The sequence below is a fragment of the Streptomyces sp. CA-278952 genome (assembly GCF_028747205.1).
Taxonomy (GTDB): domain Bacteria; phylum Actinomycetota; class Actinomycetes; order Streptomycetales; family Streptomycetaceae; genus Streptomyces.
In genome coordinates this window covers 5,338,620-5,351,971 of sequence record NZ_CP112880.1, presented here as the reverse complement: position 1 = coordinate 5,351,971, position 13,352 = coordinate 5,338,620, and the positions used below count along the sequence as shown (strand labels likewise).

The following is a 13,352-nucleotide window of genomic DNA, read 5'->3' as shown; positions in this document are numbered from 1 at the left end:
TTCGCGTCCCTCCGTTCGCGTGCGGGGCGTGGCGCGGGCGGCCCGCCCTCTTGACCGGAAGTTATTTTCCCTATAAGCGTACTCACTTGAAAGTTTCTTTCACCCCGGGAAGGAGCTCACGTGCCCCACCGCACCTCAAGACGCACCCTCCTCACCGCCACCGCCGCCGCCACGGCGGCGGCCACCGGCGCCCTCGCCGCCACCCCCTCCGCCGCGTCCGCGCCCACCACGAACACCTCCACCGACCGCCGGCTGCGACGGATCATCGCCGGGATGAGCCTGGAGGAGAAGGTCGGCCAGCTCTTCGTGATGCGGGTCTACGGGCACTCCGCCACCGACCCCGACCAGGCCGACATCGACGCGAACCTCAAGGAGATCGGGGTCCGTACGGCCGCCGAGTTGATCTCCACGTACCACGTCGGCGGCATCATCTACTTCACCTGGGCGCACAACACCCGCGACCCCCTCCAGATCGCCGACCTCTCCAACGGCCTCCAGCGCGCCGCGCTCGCCGGGCGCTCCCGGCTGCCGCTGCTCGTCTCCACCGACCAGGAACACGGCATCGTCTGCCGGGTCGGCGAACCCGCCACACTGCTGCCGGGCGCGATGGCGCTCGGTGCGGGCGGCTCGCGCTCCGACACCCGCCGGGCGGCCTGGATCGCGGGCACCGAACTGGCCGCGCTCGGCGTCAACCAGAACTACGCGCCGGATGCCGACGTCAACGTCAACCCGGCCAACCCGGTCATCGGCGTACGGTCCTTCGGCTCCGACCCCGACGCGGTGGCCGCCCTGGTCGCGGAGCAGGTGAAGGGCTACCAGGGCGCGGGCGTCGCGTCGACCGCCAAGCACTTCCCCGGTCACGGCGACACCAGCACCGACAGCCACACCGGGCTGCCCGTCATCAACCACACCCGCGCGCAGTGGGAGGAGCTGGACGCCCCGCCGTTCCGCGCCGCGATCCGGGCCCGTATCGACTCGATCATGACCGCGCACATCGTGGTCCCCGCACTCGACCCGTCCGAGGACCCGGCCACGCTCTCCCGGCCGATCCTCACCGGCATCCTCCGCGAGGAGCTGGGTTACGACGGGGTGGTGGTCACCGACTCACTCGGCATGGAGGGGGTGCGCACGAAGTACGGCGACGACCGCGTCCCGGTCCTCGCGCTGCTGGCGGGCGTGGACCAGCTGCTGAACCCGCCGAACCTCTCCGTCGCCTGGAACGCCGTGCTGGAGGCGGTGCGGGGCGGCGAGATCAGCGAGGCGAGAGTCGATGAATCGATCCTGCGGATCCTGCGGCTGAAGAGCCGACTGGGCCTGTTCCGCGACCCGTTCGTCAGCCGGCGGGGCGTCGAGCGCACGGTCGGCAGCCGCGCCCACCGGGCCGCCGCCGACCGGATCGCCGAGCGCACGACGACCCTGCTCGCCGACCCGGGCGGCCTGCTGCCGCTCTCCCGCCGCAGCCACCGCGACCTCCTGGTGGTAGGAGCCGATCCGGCCTCCCCCTCCGGAACGACGGGCCCGCCGACCAGTACGCTGGCCCACGCCTTCGGTGAACTGGGCTTCACAGCAGAGGCGTTGTCCACCGGCACGGCTCCGAACCAGGCGAAAATCGCCGAAGCGGTCGCCGCCGCCGAGGGCAGGGACGCGGTGGTCGTGGCGACGTACAACGTCACGGCGACCAGCTCGCAGCGCACCCTGGTCAGGGCCCTGGTGGCGACCGGCGTCCCCGTGGTCACCGTCGCCGTCCGCAACCCGTACGACGTCGCCCACCTCACCGGGACCGGAGTCGCCGCGAGCCTCGCCGCGTACTCCTGGACCGACGTCGAACTGCGCGCCGCCGCCCGGGTGATCGCGGGCCACGCCGCTCCGGAGGGCACCCTCCCGGTCCCGGTGCAGCGCGCGGACGACCCGGCGCAGGTGCTGTATCCGGTGGGCCACGGGCTGTCGTACTAGCCCAGGCGACCGGACGGCACCGCGCCCCGTACGCCTGGCGTGGCCCGCGCCGGGTGTACGGGGCTGCGCCCGCCGGTCACCGGGAGAGTGACCGAAGGACGCAGCCCCACGGGAATGCTGCGAGGAGAACCGCGTGCCGCGTGCGGCCCCTACGGGCGCAGGGTGGCCTCGTCGCGCTCGATCTCGCCGTTGCGCTTGTCGAGCTTCTTGTCGAACTTCGCCAGCGGCTTCGCCTTCGACGGGTCCGCCTCGACGGCTGCCGGGGCGACGCCCGCCCAGCGCAGGATCGCGGCGGTGGCCTTCGCCTTCTCGTCGGCGACGAGACCGGAGACCTTCGCGCCGTGGTTGCCGCCGGGGACGGTGTAGACGTAGCTGTCCTTCGCACCGCGTCCGAGACGGAACGGCTCCGCGCTCCACGGGTCGTTCTCGCCGTTGACGTACATCATCTGCCGGGCGTTGCGCTTGACCCAGCGGTCGATGTCCCGCATCGCGCCCCGTTCGAACTTCATCGGGATGGAGCGGGGCACGAAGTTGCGCGGGGGCTGGTAGCCGTAGCGGCTCAGATTGCCGAGCCAGGGCTGCTTGATGTCCGGCGAACCGAGCTGGGTGCCCGCCTGGTAGTAGTACGGGGTGTACGTCTGCAGGCCCTGGTCGACGTAGGCGGAGAAGCCGGAGATGGCGTCGACGGAGTTCCAGATGTCCTCGTCGGTGGCCTCCTCGGCGTCGGCCGGGATGTCCACGCAGTCGGCGACCAGGCTGTACTGCCAGAACGCCCACCCATAGTCCAGGACCGTGGCCTCGTAGGCGCGGTCGAGGGAGCCGACGGTGTTGAAGGTCCAGCCGTTGGCGGCGGCCAGCTCCTTGTACTTCTTCTGGAGCGGGGCCCGGCGGATCAGCGCCTCGCGCTGCACACCGGCCAGCTTGTCGCGGCACTCCTGGGTGCCGACGTTTTCGAAGAACCGGTCGTACGCCGAGTCCTCGTCGTTCACGACGTCGTTGGGCGCGACGTAGGCGACGACGCCGTCCATGTCCTTCGGGTAGAAGCGCTCGAAGTACGTGGCGGTCATGCCGCCCTTGGACCCGCCGGTGGCCAGCCACTTCTTGTCGTAGATCTTCTTCAGCGCCGTGAACACCCGGTGCTGGTCGCTGGCGGCCTGCCAGATGTCCAGCTTTGACCAGTCGGCGGGGGCCGGCCGGGACGGGGTGAAGTAGCGGTACTCCATCGAGACCTGGTTGCCGTCGATGATCTGCGTCGGCTCGCTGCGGCTGGGGTTCGTGGAGACGTTGTAGCCGCTGGTGAAGAAGACCGTCGGGCGGCTCACGTCCTTGTGCAGCAGCGTCAGGCGCTGCTGGAACGTGCCCTTGGACGGACGCCGGTGGTCGACCGGCTGGGTGTAGTTGAGGACGAAGTAGCGGTAGCCCGCGTAAGGCTTCTCCTCGATCAGACTCATGCCCGGGATGGCCAGGATGCGGTCCTTGATGTCCTCGTTGCTCGCTTCGCTGCCGGCGACAGTCTCGCTGCTCCGCTTCGCGGCCGGTTCCGCGGCGGTGGCCGCACCGGCCGAGGCCCCCGTGGCTCCGACCGTGCCTATGAGCACGGCGAGCGAGAGAACCCCTGTGAGTGACTTGCGCATGCACGCTCCCCTTGATTCACAACAGTCGCCGTGAACTTATCGGGGCAACACACGCCACGCCAGACCTGGTTGTCCGTGTCAGCGGAGAAGTCGGCGGAGAAGGGGAGGAGACGGGGAAGAAGGGGAAGAAGGTGGAGGAGTGGGTGGAAAGGTCAGCAGAGAATCCATCCGGTGGAGGCGGACTTCCTGCCGATCGCGCCGGTGGCCCGTACGCAGCGGTTGAGCGCGTTGACCGTGACCGGGCCGGCCATCTTCGTGTACGAACCCTTGTCGGTGACGGCGCGGCCGCCGCGCGCCTGGAGCGTGACGCTCATCGTCCGCCGCTTGCCGGGCTTCTTGGCGACGGTCACCGCGCACGCCTGCGCGCGGCTCTTGTAGACGCGCAGCTCTCCCGTGGAGAACTCGACGGTCTTCGCGGGGCGGCCGGAGCAGCCGGAGGCGGCCCGGGCGACGCCGGGGGCGCCGAGAAGGGGCACGAGTCCGGCGAGCAGGAGCAGGACGAGGAGGCGGACCAGCAAAGGCCGTCCCGCCGGCCCCGTCGATCCCGCCGCTCTCGGCGATCCTGTCGGTCCTGACCGTCCCGCCGGTCCCGGCGATCCTGTCGGTCTCATGGGTCTCACCGGCTCCGCAGCGCTATCGAACACCTTCGCCCCCACCTGACGTCTGTACGCACCCGTGCGTCTCTGGCTACGACGCAGCAGACGGGCGGGAGGTTGCACGCGGGGCCGCCGCCGCCCCTCAGACGCCCGCCGGCTCGTCCTCCCCTATGCCCTCGCCGATGAAGGTGCGCCACAGCCGGGCGTACCGCCCGCCCCGGGCGAGCAGTTCGTCGTGCGTGCCGTCCTCGACGACGCGCCCGTGGTCCATGACCACGACCCGGTCGGCGCGGGCGGCGGTGGTCAGCCGGTGGGCCACCACCAGCGTGGTGCGGCGGCCGGCGAGGCGGTCGGTGGCCTGGTTGACCAGGGCCTCGGTGGCGAGGTCCAGGGCGGCGGTGGCCTCGTCCAGGAGCAGGATGTCCGGGTCGACGAGTTCGGCGCGGGCCAGCGCGATGAGCTGGCGCTGCCCGGCGGAGAGGTTGCGGCCGCGCTCGGCGACCTCGTGGAGATAGCCGTCCTCCAGCGTGGCGATCATCTCGTGCGCGCCGACCGCGCGGGCGGCGGCCTCCACCTGGGCGTCGGTGGCGTCGGGCAGCCCGTAGGCGATGGCGTCGCGGACCGTGCCGGCGAAGAGGTACGCCTCCTGCGGGACGACGCCGAGGCGGTGCCGGTAGGCGGTCATGTCGAGGGTGCGCAGATCGGCTCCGTCGGCGGTGACCCGGCCGCCCGTGGGGTCGTAGTACCGGGCGACGAGCTTCACGAGGGTCGACTTCCCGGCCCCCGTCTCCCCGACGAACGCCACCGTCTGGCCCGCCGGGATGCGCAGGTCGACACCGGACAGGGCCTCCTCGTCGGAGCCGTACGCGAAGGAGACGTCCTCGAACGCGATCTCGCCGCGCAGCGAGAGCACGTCGAGCGGCTCGTCCGGGTCGGCGGTCGAGGTGGGCTCGCGCAGCAGCTCCTGGATGCGGCCGAGGGAGACGGTCGCCTGCTGGTAGCCGTCGAAGACCTGGGAGAGCTGCTGGACGGGGGCGAAGAACAGTTCGATGTAGAGGAGGTAGGCGACCAGGGCGCCGACGGTCAGCGTGCCGTTGTCGACCCGGCCCGCTCCGACGATGATCACAGCGGCGGCGGCGACGGAGGCCAGCAGCTGGACGAACGGGAAGTAGACGGAGATCAGCCACTGGCCGCGTACCCGGGCCTGGCGGTAGTGGTCGCTGTGCTCGGCGAAGCGGACGGCCCCGTCGTGCTCGCGGCCGAAGGCCTGGACGATCCGGAGGCCGGAGACGGACTCCTGGAGGTCGGCGTTGACGGCGCTGATGCGGGTCCGGGCCAGCTCGTACGCCTTGACGCTGCTGCGCCGGAAGAAGACCGTACCGATGATCAGCACGGGCAGGGTGGCGAAGACGACCAGGGCCAGCTGGACGTCCAGGACGAGCAGTGCGGCCATGATGCCGAAGAAGGTGACGACGGAGACGAACGCGGTGACGAGCCCGGTCTGGAGGAACGTGGCGAGCGCGTCCACGTCCGTCGTCATCCGGGTCATGATCCGGCCGGTCAGCTCCCGCTCGTAGTAGTCGAGGCCGAGCCGCTGGAGCTGGGCGAAGATCTTCAGGCGGAGCGCGTAGAGGATCCGCTCGCCGGTCCGGCCGGTCATCCGGATCTCGCCGGTCTGCGCGACCCATTGGACGAGCACGACGACCAGCGCGATCGCGGAGGCGGCCCACACCGCACCGGTGGAGAGCTGGGAGACGCCCTCGTCGATGCCGTGCCGGATCAGGACCGGCAGCAGCAGGCCCATGCCGGCATCGACGGCGACGAGCCCGAGGCTGATCAGGAGGGCCGCGCCGAAGCCGCGCAGCAGCCGGCGCAGCCCGTAGGAGTCCTCCGCACGCACGGCGGCGGCCTCGTCCACCTCGGGGGTGCCGGTGGCGGGCGGCAGGGCCTCGACCTGGGCGAGCAGCTCGGGCGTCGCGGGCATGCCGGCGACGGTGGTGTCCCGCTCCTCCTCCTCGCGGATCCAGAGCGCGGGGGTGATGCCGCGCTCCGCGTCGAACTCGGCGTCCAGCTCCTCCTGGAGCGCGCGGTCGTCCTCGGGGCCGGCCTCCGGGCGCGGCGGCCGGTGGCCGGGCGAGGTGCCGCCCAGCTCGTCGGGGTCGGTGAGGAGGCGGCGGTAGAGCGCGGAGGTGCGCTCCAGCTCCTCGTGGGTGCCGATCGCGGCGAGCTTCCCGCCGTCCAGGACGGCGATGCGGTCGGCGAGCTGGAGGGTGGAGCGGCGGTGGGCGATGAGGAGCGTCGTACGGCCCGCCATCACCTGCTTGAGGGCCTCGTGGATCTCGTGCTCCACGCGGGCGTCGACGGCGGAGGTCGCGTCGTCGAGGAGGAGGAGCCGGGGGTCGGTGAGGATGGCGCGGGCGAGGGCGACGCGCTGGCGCTGGCCGCCGGAGAGGGTGAGCCCGTGTTCGCCGACGGTGGTGTCGTAGCCCTTCGGCAGGTCGGCGATGAACCGGTCGGCCTGGGCGGCGCGGGCGGCCTGTTCGATCTGCTCCTGGGTGGCGTCGGGGAGTCCGTAGGCGATGTTGGCGCGGATGGTGTCGGAGAACAGGAAGCTGTCCTCGGGGACGAGCCCGATGGCGGAGCGCAGGGACGCCTGGGTCAGCTCGCGGACGTCATGGCCGCCGATGAGGACGGCCCCGTGGGAGACGTCGTAGAAGCGGGGCAGCAGGAGCGAGACGGTGGACTTGCCGCTGCCGGACGCGCCGACGACGGCGACGGTCTCGCCGGGTTCGACGGTGAGCGAGAACCCGTCGAGGACGGGCCGCTCGTCGTCGTAGCCGAAGCGGACGTCGTCGAACTCGATGCCGGCCGGGGCGTCGGCGGGCAGCTTCTTCGTACCGTCCTGCATCGAGGGCTCGGTGTCGATGAGCTCCAGGACGCGCTCCACACCGGCCCGGGCCTGCTGGCCGACGGTGAGGACCATGGCGAGCATCCGGACCGGGCCGACGAGCTGGGCGAGGTAGGTGGAGAAGGCGACGAACGTGCCGAGAGTGATCTCGCCCCGGGTGGCCAGCCAGCCGCCGAGGGCGAGCATGGCGACCTGGCCGAGCGCGGGCACCGCCTGGAGGGCGGGGGTGTAGCGGGAGTTCAGCCGGATGGTGCGCAGCCGCCCGGCGAACAGCCGGCGCCCGACCTCGCGGAGCTTCCCGGTCTCCTGGTCCTCCTGCCCGAACCCCTTGACGACCCGGACCCCCGACACGGCCCCGTCGACGACTCCGGCGACGGCGGCGGCCTGGCTCTGGGCGTACCAGGTGGCGGGGAAGAGACGGGTGCGGGAGCGGCGGGCGATGAACCAGAGGGCGGGGGCGACGGCGAGGGCGACGAGGGTCAGGGGCAGCGAGAGCCACGCCATGATCACCAGGGAGATGACGAAGAGCAGCACGTTCCCGATGGTCATCGGGAGCATGAACAGCAGCCCCTGGATCAGCTGGAGGTCGCTGGTGGCCCGGCCGACGACCTGCCCGGTGGACAGCTCGTCCTGCCGTTTGCCGTCGAGCCGGGTGATCGTCGTGTACATGTCCGTACGCAGGTCGTGCTGGACGTCCAGGGCGAGCCGGCCGCCGTAGTACCTGCGGATGTAGGTGGCTATGTAGACGAGGACGGCCGCGCCGATGAGCAGTCCGGTCCAGACGGCGAGGGAGCGGGTGTGGTCGGTGACCACGTCGTCGATGATCACCTTGGTGATGAGCGGAACGAGGGCCAGGACGGCCATTCCGGCGAGCGACGAGCCGAGAGCGAGCACAACGTTGCGCCGGTACCGCCACGCGTACCCGGTCAGCCGCCGGCCCCACCCCTGTTGCTCTGCGCCCGTCACGCGTTGCCTCCCGTTTCGGCCTTCTCGTCGGCCTGTCCGCTGATCCAGCTGATCCAGCTGATCCGGTTGTTCCACCTGGTCTACCGGAAGGCACCAACGCCCAGGGCTGCGGATTTCATCCCGCCGCAATAAAGGGGGCGGCGAACGGGGCCGATGGTCGCGGGTGTGCGGTACCGGGGTCCCGGGACCGGTTCGGGGCCCGGGCCGGGCGGGTAGTCATCCGCAGCGGCATGGGCGGCCTCCCCGTCGGAAGGCCGTCGGAAGGGCCGCCGAAGGGGGCAGGAACCATGGCGAACGACCGGCTCACCGAGGCCTACCGCTGCGGACAGCTCTACGCGGCGCTCGCCGCGCTGGAGCGCCTCGGCGAGGGCACGCACCCCTCCCTGGGGAAGCCCGGGACGCGGCGGCAGGTGTCCACCGAACCGCGCAAGCACCTCACCGTGCACCTGTGGCAGGCGGGCCGCTATCTGGCCGCCGCCGCCAACCGGGGCGAGGGGCCCGCCGCAGCGGTGGTGTTCCGGCAGCTGCCGGACCTTCTGCCACTGCGCCGGGAGCTGCCCGGGGAGATCCGGGACCCGGCGGAGCGGGCCCGGTTCCAGGAGGGTGCCCAGGCCCAGGAGGGCGCGATCGAGAAGGCGCTCGCGGAGCTGTGAGCGGGTCGGTCCCCGGCCGGGGTCACCCCCGGCCGGGGACCAATCCGGCCGGGGCCGGCCCGCCGCGCTCCGTACGCGTACGGCCTGCGCGTACGGCTACACGTACCGCCTACGCATGCGGCCTACGCATGCGGCCTACGCATGCGGCCTGCCCGTACGGCCTACAGGTGCGTCGGCTCGAACATCCGCAGCAGGGCCGGGAGCACGACGACGGACGGGCCCGGGGCCGCCAGCGCCCTGCCGAGGTCGGCGGCGAGGGACTCCGGTGTCGTCACGACGGCCGGTACGCCGAAGGACTCGGCGAGCGCGACGAAGTCCGGGCGGGACAGCTCGGTCGCCGTGGCCGTGCCCTCGCCGAAGGCGTCCGTCATGTACTCGCGCAGGATGCCGTAGCCGCCGTCGTCGACGATCAGCCAGGTCAGCGGCAGGTCGTACTGGCGGGCGGTGGCCAGCTCCGCGATGGAGTACATCGCGCCACCGTCGCCGGAGACCGCGAGCACCGGCTTCGTCGGGTCGGCGACGGCCGCGCCGACGGCCGCCGGGAAGCCGTAGCCGAGGCCGCCCGCGCCCTGGGCGGAGTGCATGGTGTTGGGGCGGCGGGCATCGAACGCGGACCAGGCCCAGTACGCCAGGATCGTCATGTCCCAGAAGCTGGGCGCGGTGTCGGGCAGCGCCTCGCGGACGGCGGCGAGGACCTGCTGCTCCAGGGTCAGTTCCTGGGCGTCGATCCGGACCCGTACCTTCTCCAGCACCGTGGCCACGCGCTCGGCCGCACCACCCGCGTCCTCGCGGGGCTCGACGGCCTCCAGGAGGTCGGACAGGGCCTCCCGGGCATCGGAGTGGATGCCGAGCGCGGGGTGGTTGGACTCCAGCTTCCCGGCGTCGGCCTCGATCTGGATCACCCGGCCGCGCGGGCGGAAGGTGTGGTAGTTCGAGGAGAGTTCACCGAGCCCCGAGCCGACGACGAGGAGGACGTCCGCGTCCTCCAGGAAGTCGGTCGTGTGCCGGTCCTCCAGCCAGGAACGGAGCGAGAGCGGGTGCTCCCAGGGGAACGCGCCCTTGCCGCCGAAGGTGGTGACGACGGGCGCGTCGATCTTCTCGGCGAGCGCGAGGAGCTTGCCGGAGGCGTCGGAGCGGACGACTCCGCCGCCCGCGACGATCACCGGGCGGTCGGCGTTCGACAGCAGGTGGGCCGCGGCGACCGTCAGCTCGGGGCGCGGGTAGAGCTCGCGCGGAGTGGCGTCCATGGCGCTGACGACCGGGAGCGTCGTCCCGGCGAGCAGCACGTCCTGCGGGATCTCCACCCAGACCGGCCCGTGCGGGGCGGTCAGCGCGGACTCCCAGGCGGCGGCGATCGCGGAGGGGATCTGCGAGGCGGACCGCACGGTGTGCACGGACTTCACGATGTCGCGGACGGAGGCCTGCTGGTCGCGCAGCTCGTGGAGATAGCCGTGCCGCCCGCCGCCGAGCCCCGCCGTGGGGATCTGGCTGGAGATCGCGAGGACGGGCGCGGAGGCGGCGGCCGCCTCCTGGAGCGCGGCGAGCGAGGTCAGCGCCCCGGGCCCGGTGGACAGGAACAGCGGCGCGACCTCGCCGGTGATCCGGCCGTAGGCGTCGGCGGCGAAGCCCGCGTTGTTCTCGACGCGGAGTCCGACGTAACGGAGGGAGGAGCGGCGCAGCGCGTCGAACATGCCGAGCGCGTGCTGGCCGGGCAGCCCGAAGACGGTGGTCGCGCCGAGCCCCTGGAGGGACTCGACGACGAGGTCGCCGCCATTGCGGCCGGCCGGCGGGTTCAGGACGGCGGCGGCCTGGGCGGCGGTGAGCTGCGGCCGGTCGTCGTGGTCGTGGCTCACTTGGACGCGGCCCCCTTCGCCTTCTCCGCGGCGATCTGGCGGGACATGATCGTCGTCAGTTCGTACGCGGCGTGCGAGGCGGCCACGGAGGTGATCTCGGCGTGGTCGTACGCCGGGGCGACCTCGACCAGGTCGGCGGAGACCAGGTGGCAGGAGGAGAGGCCGCGCAGGATCTCCAGCAGCTCGCGGGAGGTGAGGCCGCCGGCCTCGGGGGTGCCGGTGCCGGGGGCGTGCGCCGGGTCCAGGACGTCGATGTCGATGGAGATGTACAGCGGCCGGTCGCCGATGCGCTGCCGCAGCTGGTCGGCGATCTCGTCGACGCCGCGCCGCATGACGTCGGCGGAGGTGACGATCCCGAAGCCCATCTTCTCGTCGTCGGTCAGGTCCTGCTTGCCGTACAGCGGGCCGCGGGTGCCGACGTGGGAGAGGGCGGAGGTGTCGAGGATGCCCTCCTCGACGGCCCGGCGGAACGGGGTGCCGTGGGTGTACTCGGCGCCGAAGTAGGTGTCCCAGGTGTCCAGGTGCGCGTCGAAGTGGAGCAGGGCGACGGGCCCGTGCTTCTTGGCGACGGAGCGCAGGAGGGGCAGGGCGATGGTGTGGTCGCCGCCGAGGGTCATCAGGCGTGCGCCGGTGCCCAGGAGGTCGTCGGCCGCGCTCTCGATGGTCTCGACGGCCTCGTTGATGTTGAACGGGTTCGCCGCTATGTCCCCGGCGTCGGCGACCTGCGCCAGGGCGAACGGGGAGGCGTCCTGCGCCGGGTTGTACGGGCGCAGCAGCCGGGAGGCCTCACGGATGGCGTTGCCGCCGAAGCGGGCGCCGGGCCGGTAGGAGACCCCGGTGTCGAAGGGGACGCCGACCACGGCGACGTCGGTCCGGCCGACCTCGTCGAGCCGGGGCAGCCGGGCGAACGTCGCGGGCCCGGCGTACCGCGGGACGCGGGAGGAGTCGATGGGGCCGCGCGGCGATTCGGTGCTGCTCATAGGGGTGTGCCTTTCCTTCGGGTTTGTACGGTGTCGAGTGTGCGGGCCCACCAGCCCGTCCGGCCCACCCCAGGAAGACGGTAGACGGCCGAATGCCAACTCTGAAGTGTACGTTTCCTCCATTCGCGACGCACTGAATGGAGGAATCGTCCATGCCGAGCTCTTCCGCGGGCGCCCCGCAGACGACTCGCCCGCCCGGCCCGCCGACCCCGCCCATCCCGCTGGCGGAGCTCCTGGCGCGCGAGGAGCTGGGCCTGCGCCGGATCGCGGGCCCGGCCGACGCCGATCTGCTCTGGGTCCACACCTCGGAGATGGCCGACCCGTTTCCCTATCTGCTCGGCGGCGAACTGCTGCTGAGCGCGGGCGTGCTGCTGACGGACCCGGACCACTACGTCGGCCGGCTGGTGGAGGCGGGGGCGGCGGCGCTGGGTTTCGGGGTGCGGCCGGTGCACGAGGCGGTGCCCCGGGCCCTGATCGACGCGTGCGACCGGGAGGGCCTGCCGCTGCTGGAGGTCCCGCCGGAGACCCCGTTCACCGCGATCGCGCGGGCGGTATGGCGGCTGATGGCCGAGGCGCGCCACCGCGAGCTGCGCCGGGTGACCCGCGCCCAGCAGGCGCTGGCGGCGGCTGCGGCCCGCCCCGACCCCGTACCGGCGGTCCTCCACCAGCTCGCGACGCGGCTCGGCGGCCGGGCGGTCCTGCTGACGGCGCGGGGCGAGGAGGTCCACGCGGCGGGCCGCCGCCCGGACCCGGAGGCGGCGGGGGCCCTGACCCGGCTGGCCCGGGTGGTCGCCCGCGAACGCCCCGGCTCCCCCGCCTCGGCCACCGACACCCACGGCGGCACCCACCTGTCCGCGTACGTGCTGGGCGGCGGCGAGGGGCTGGTCCTGGCACTGGCGACCCGGCGACGGGAGTCCGGCGACCACACGGTGGCGGGCATCGCGGTGGTCCTCCTCTCCCTTCTGGCCGCCCCCCACCAGGGCGCGGACGCGGCGGGCCGTTCGGCGGCCCTGGTCCGCCTGCTCCTGGGGGCCTCCCCGGCCGAGGTGGCGCCGCTCCTCGGTGCCACCGGCCCCTGGACGGTGATCCACGCCCTGCGCACGGACGGCGCCCCGGCGGACGCCCTGACGGCCGAGGCCCTGGGCGCGTCGCTGGGCACGGCCCTGGTCGACGCGGGACGCGGGGCGGGCGAGGCGGTCCGGCTCCTGCTGGGCCCGGGCGGCGGCGGGGCAGGCTCGGCGGAGGGCGGGGCGGACTCGGCCGAGGGCGGGGAGCCGCTGACCGACGATCCTGCGGGGACGGACCCCCCGCCCCGTTCCGCCCGGCTCACCCCGAGGCCCGGCTGGACGCTCGGCGCGTCCGCGCCCACCCCCGTCACCGCTCTCGCCGCCGCCGACGCCCTGGCCGCCCGCGCCCTGGCCCACGCGCGGGCGACCCGCGCCCCGTTGAGGGTGGACGCCCCCACGAGGGGCCTCGCCGCGCTGGTCCCGCCCGAACAGGCGGCCGCCCACGCCCGCGCCCTCCTCGCCCCGCTCACCGCGCCGCTGGCCGACACCCTGCGCTGCTGGCTCTCCCTCCACGGCAGTTGGGACCGTTCGGCGGTGGCCCTGGGCGTCCACCGCAACACCGTCCGCCAACGCATCGGGCGGTGCGGGGAGTTGCTGGGCGCGGACCTGGACGACATGGACGTACGGACGGAGTTGTGGTTCGCGCTGAGGCAGACATGACGACCGGCCCGGGCACACCGCACCCACGGACCCACCGGACCCACCGGGCACCCCGGGCACCCCGGGCACCCCGGGCACCCCG

8 protein-coding genes are annotated in these 13,352 nt (G+C 73.0%); 3 read left to right on the top strand and 5 right to left on the bottom strand.

Features of this window, described 5'->3' with window-relative positions; translation table 11 throughout:
* Positions 1–120 precede the first annotated feature (120 nt).
* Positions 121–1,953, top strand: coding sequence for a glycoside hydrolase family 3 protein (locus N7925_RS23990; RefSeq protein ID WP_274345113.1), 1,833 nt, complete (start codon positions 121–123; stop codon positions 1,951–1,953).
* A gap of 149 nt (positions 1,954–2,102) precedes the next feature.
* Here N7925_RS23990 and N7925_RS23985 read toward each other — a convergent pair whose 3' ends face one another.
* The 3 genes from N7925_RS23985 to N7925_RS23975 form a co-directional block, all read right to left on the bottom strand.
* Complete coding sequence (locus N7925_RS23985) at positions 2,103–3,587, bottom strand: S28 family serine protease (RefSeq protein ID WP_274345112.1); 1,485 nt, start codon at positions 3,585–3,587, stop codon at positions 2,103–2,105.
* A gap of 152 nt (positions 3,588–3,739) precedes the next feature.
* Positions 3,740–4,198, bottom strand: coding sequence for a hypothetical protein (locus tag N7925_RS23980; protein WP_443032239.1), 459 nt, complete (start codon positions 4,196–4,198; stop codon positions 3,740–3,742).
* A 127-nt stretch (positions 4,199–4,325) separates the two neighbouring features.
* A complete protein-coding gene (locus tag N7925_RS23975; protein WP_265601508.1) occupies positions 4,326–8,057 on the bottom strand; it encodes an ABC transporter ATP-binding protein in 3,732 nt (1,243 codons plus the stop codon).
* Between the two features lie 287 nt (positions 8,058–8,344).
* Here N7925_RS23975 and N7925_RS23970 point away from each other — a divergent pair, with 287 nt between their 5' ends.
* Positions 8,345–8,710, top strand: coding sequence for a hypothetical protein (locus N7925_RS23970; RefSeq protein WP_274345110.1), 366 nt, complete (start codon positions 8,345–8,347; stop codon positions 8,708–8,710).
* A gap of 161 nt (positions 8,711–8,871) precedes the next feature.
* Here N7925_RS23970 and N7925_RS23965 read toward each other — a convergent pair whose 3' ends face one another.
* Both N7925_RS23965 and speB read right to left on the bottom strand, forming a co-directional pair.
* Positions 8,872–10,563, bottom strand: coding sequence for a thiamine pyrophosphate-binding protein (locus N7925_RS23965; RefSeq protein ID WP_265601506.1), 1,692 nt, complete (start codon positions 10,561–10,563; stop codon positions 8,872–8,874).
* Positions 10,560–11,543, bottom strand: a complete 984-nt coding sequence (speB, locus tag N7925_RS23960) for an agmatinase (RefSeq protein WP_265601505.1) — start codon at positions 11,541–11,543, stop codon at positions 10,560–10,562. The genes N7925_RS23965 and speB overlap by 4 nt, the downstream gene beginning before the upstream one ends.
* Positions 11,544–11,680: 137 nt before the next feature.
* On the opposite strand from speB, the gene N7925_RS23955 reads away from it, so the two are divergent.
* The gene (locus N7925_RS23955) at positions 11,681–13,270 is read left to right on the top strand and encodes a PucR family transcriptional regulator (protein WP_274345109.1); all 1,590 of its coding nucleotides are present in this window, start codon (positions 11,681–11,683) and stop codon (positions 13,268–13,270) included.
* Positions 13,271–13,352 lie beyond the last annotated feature (82 nt).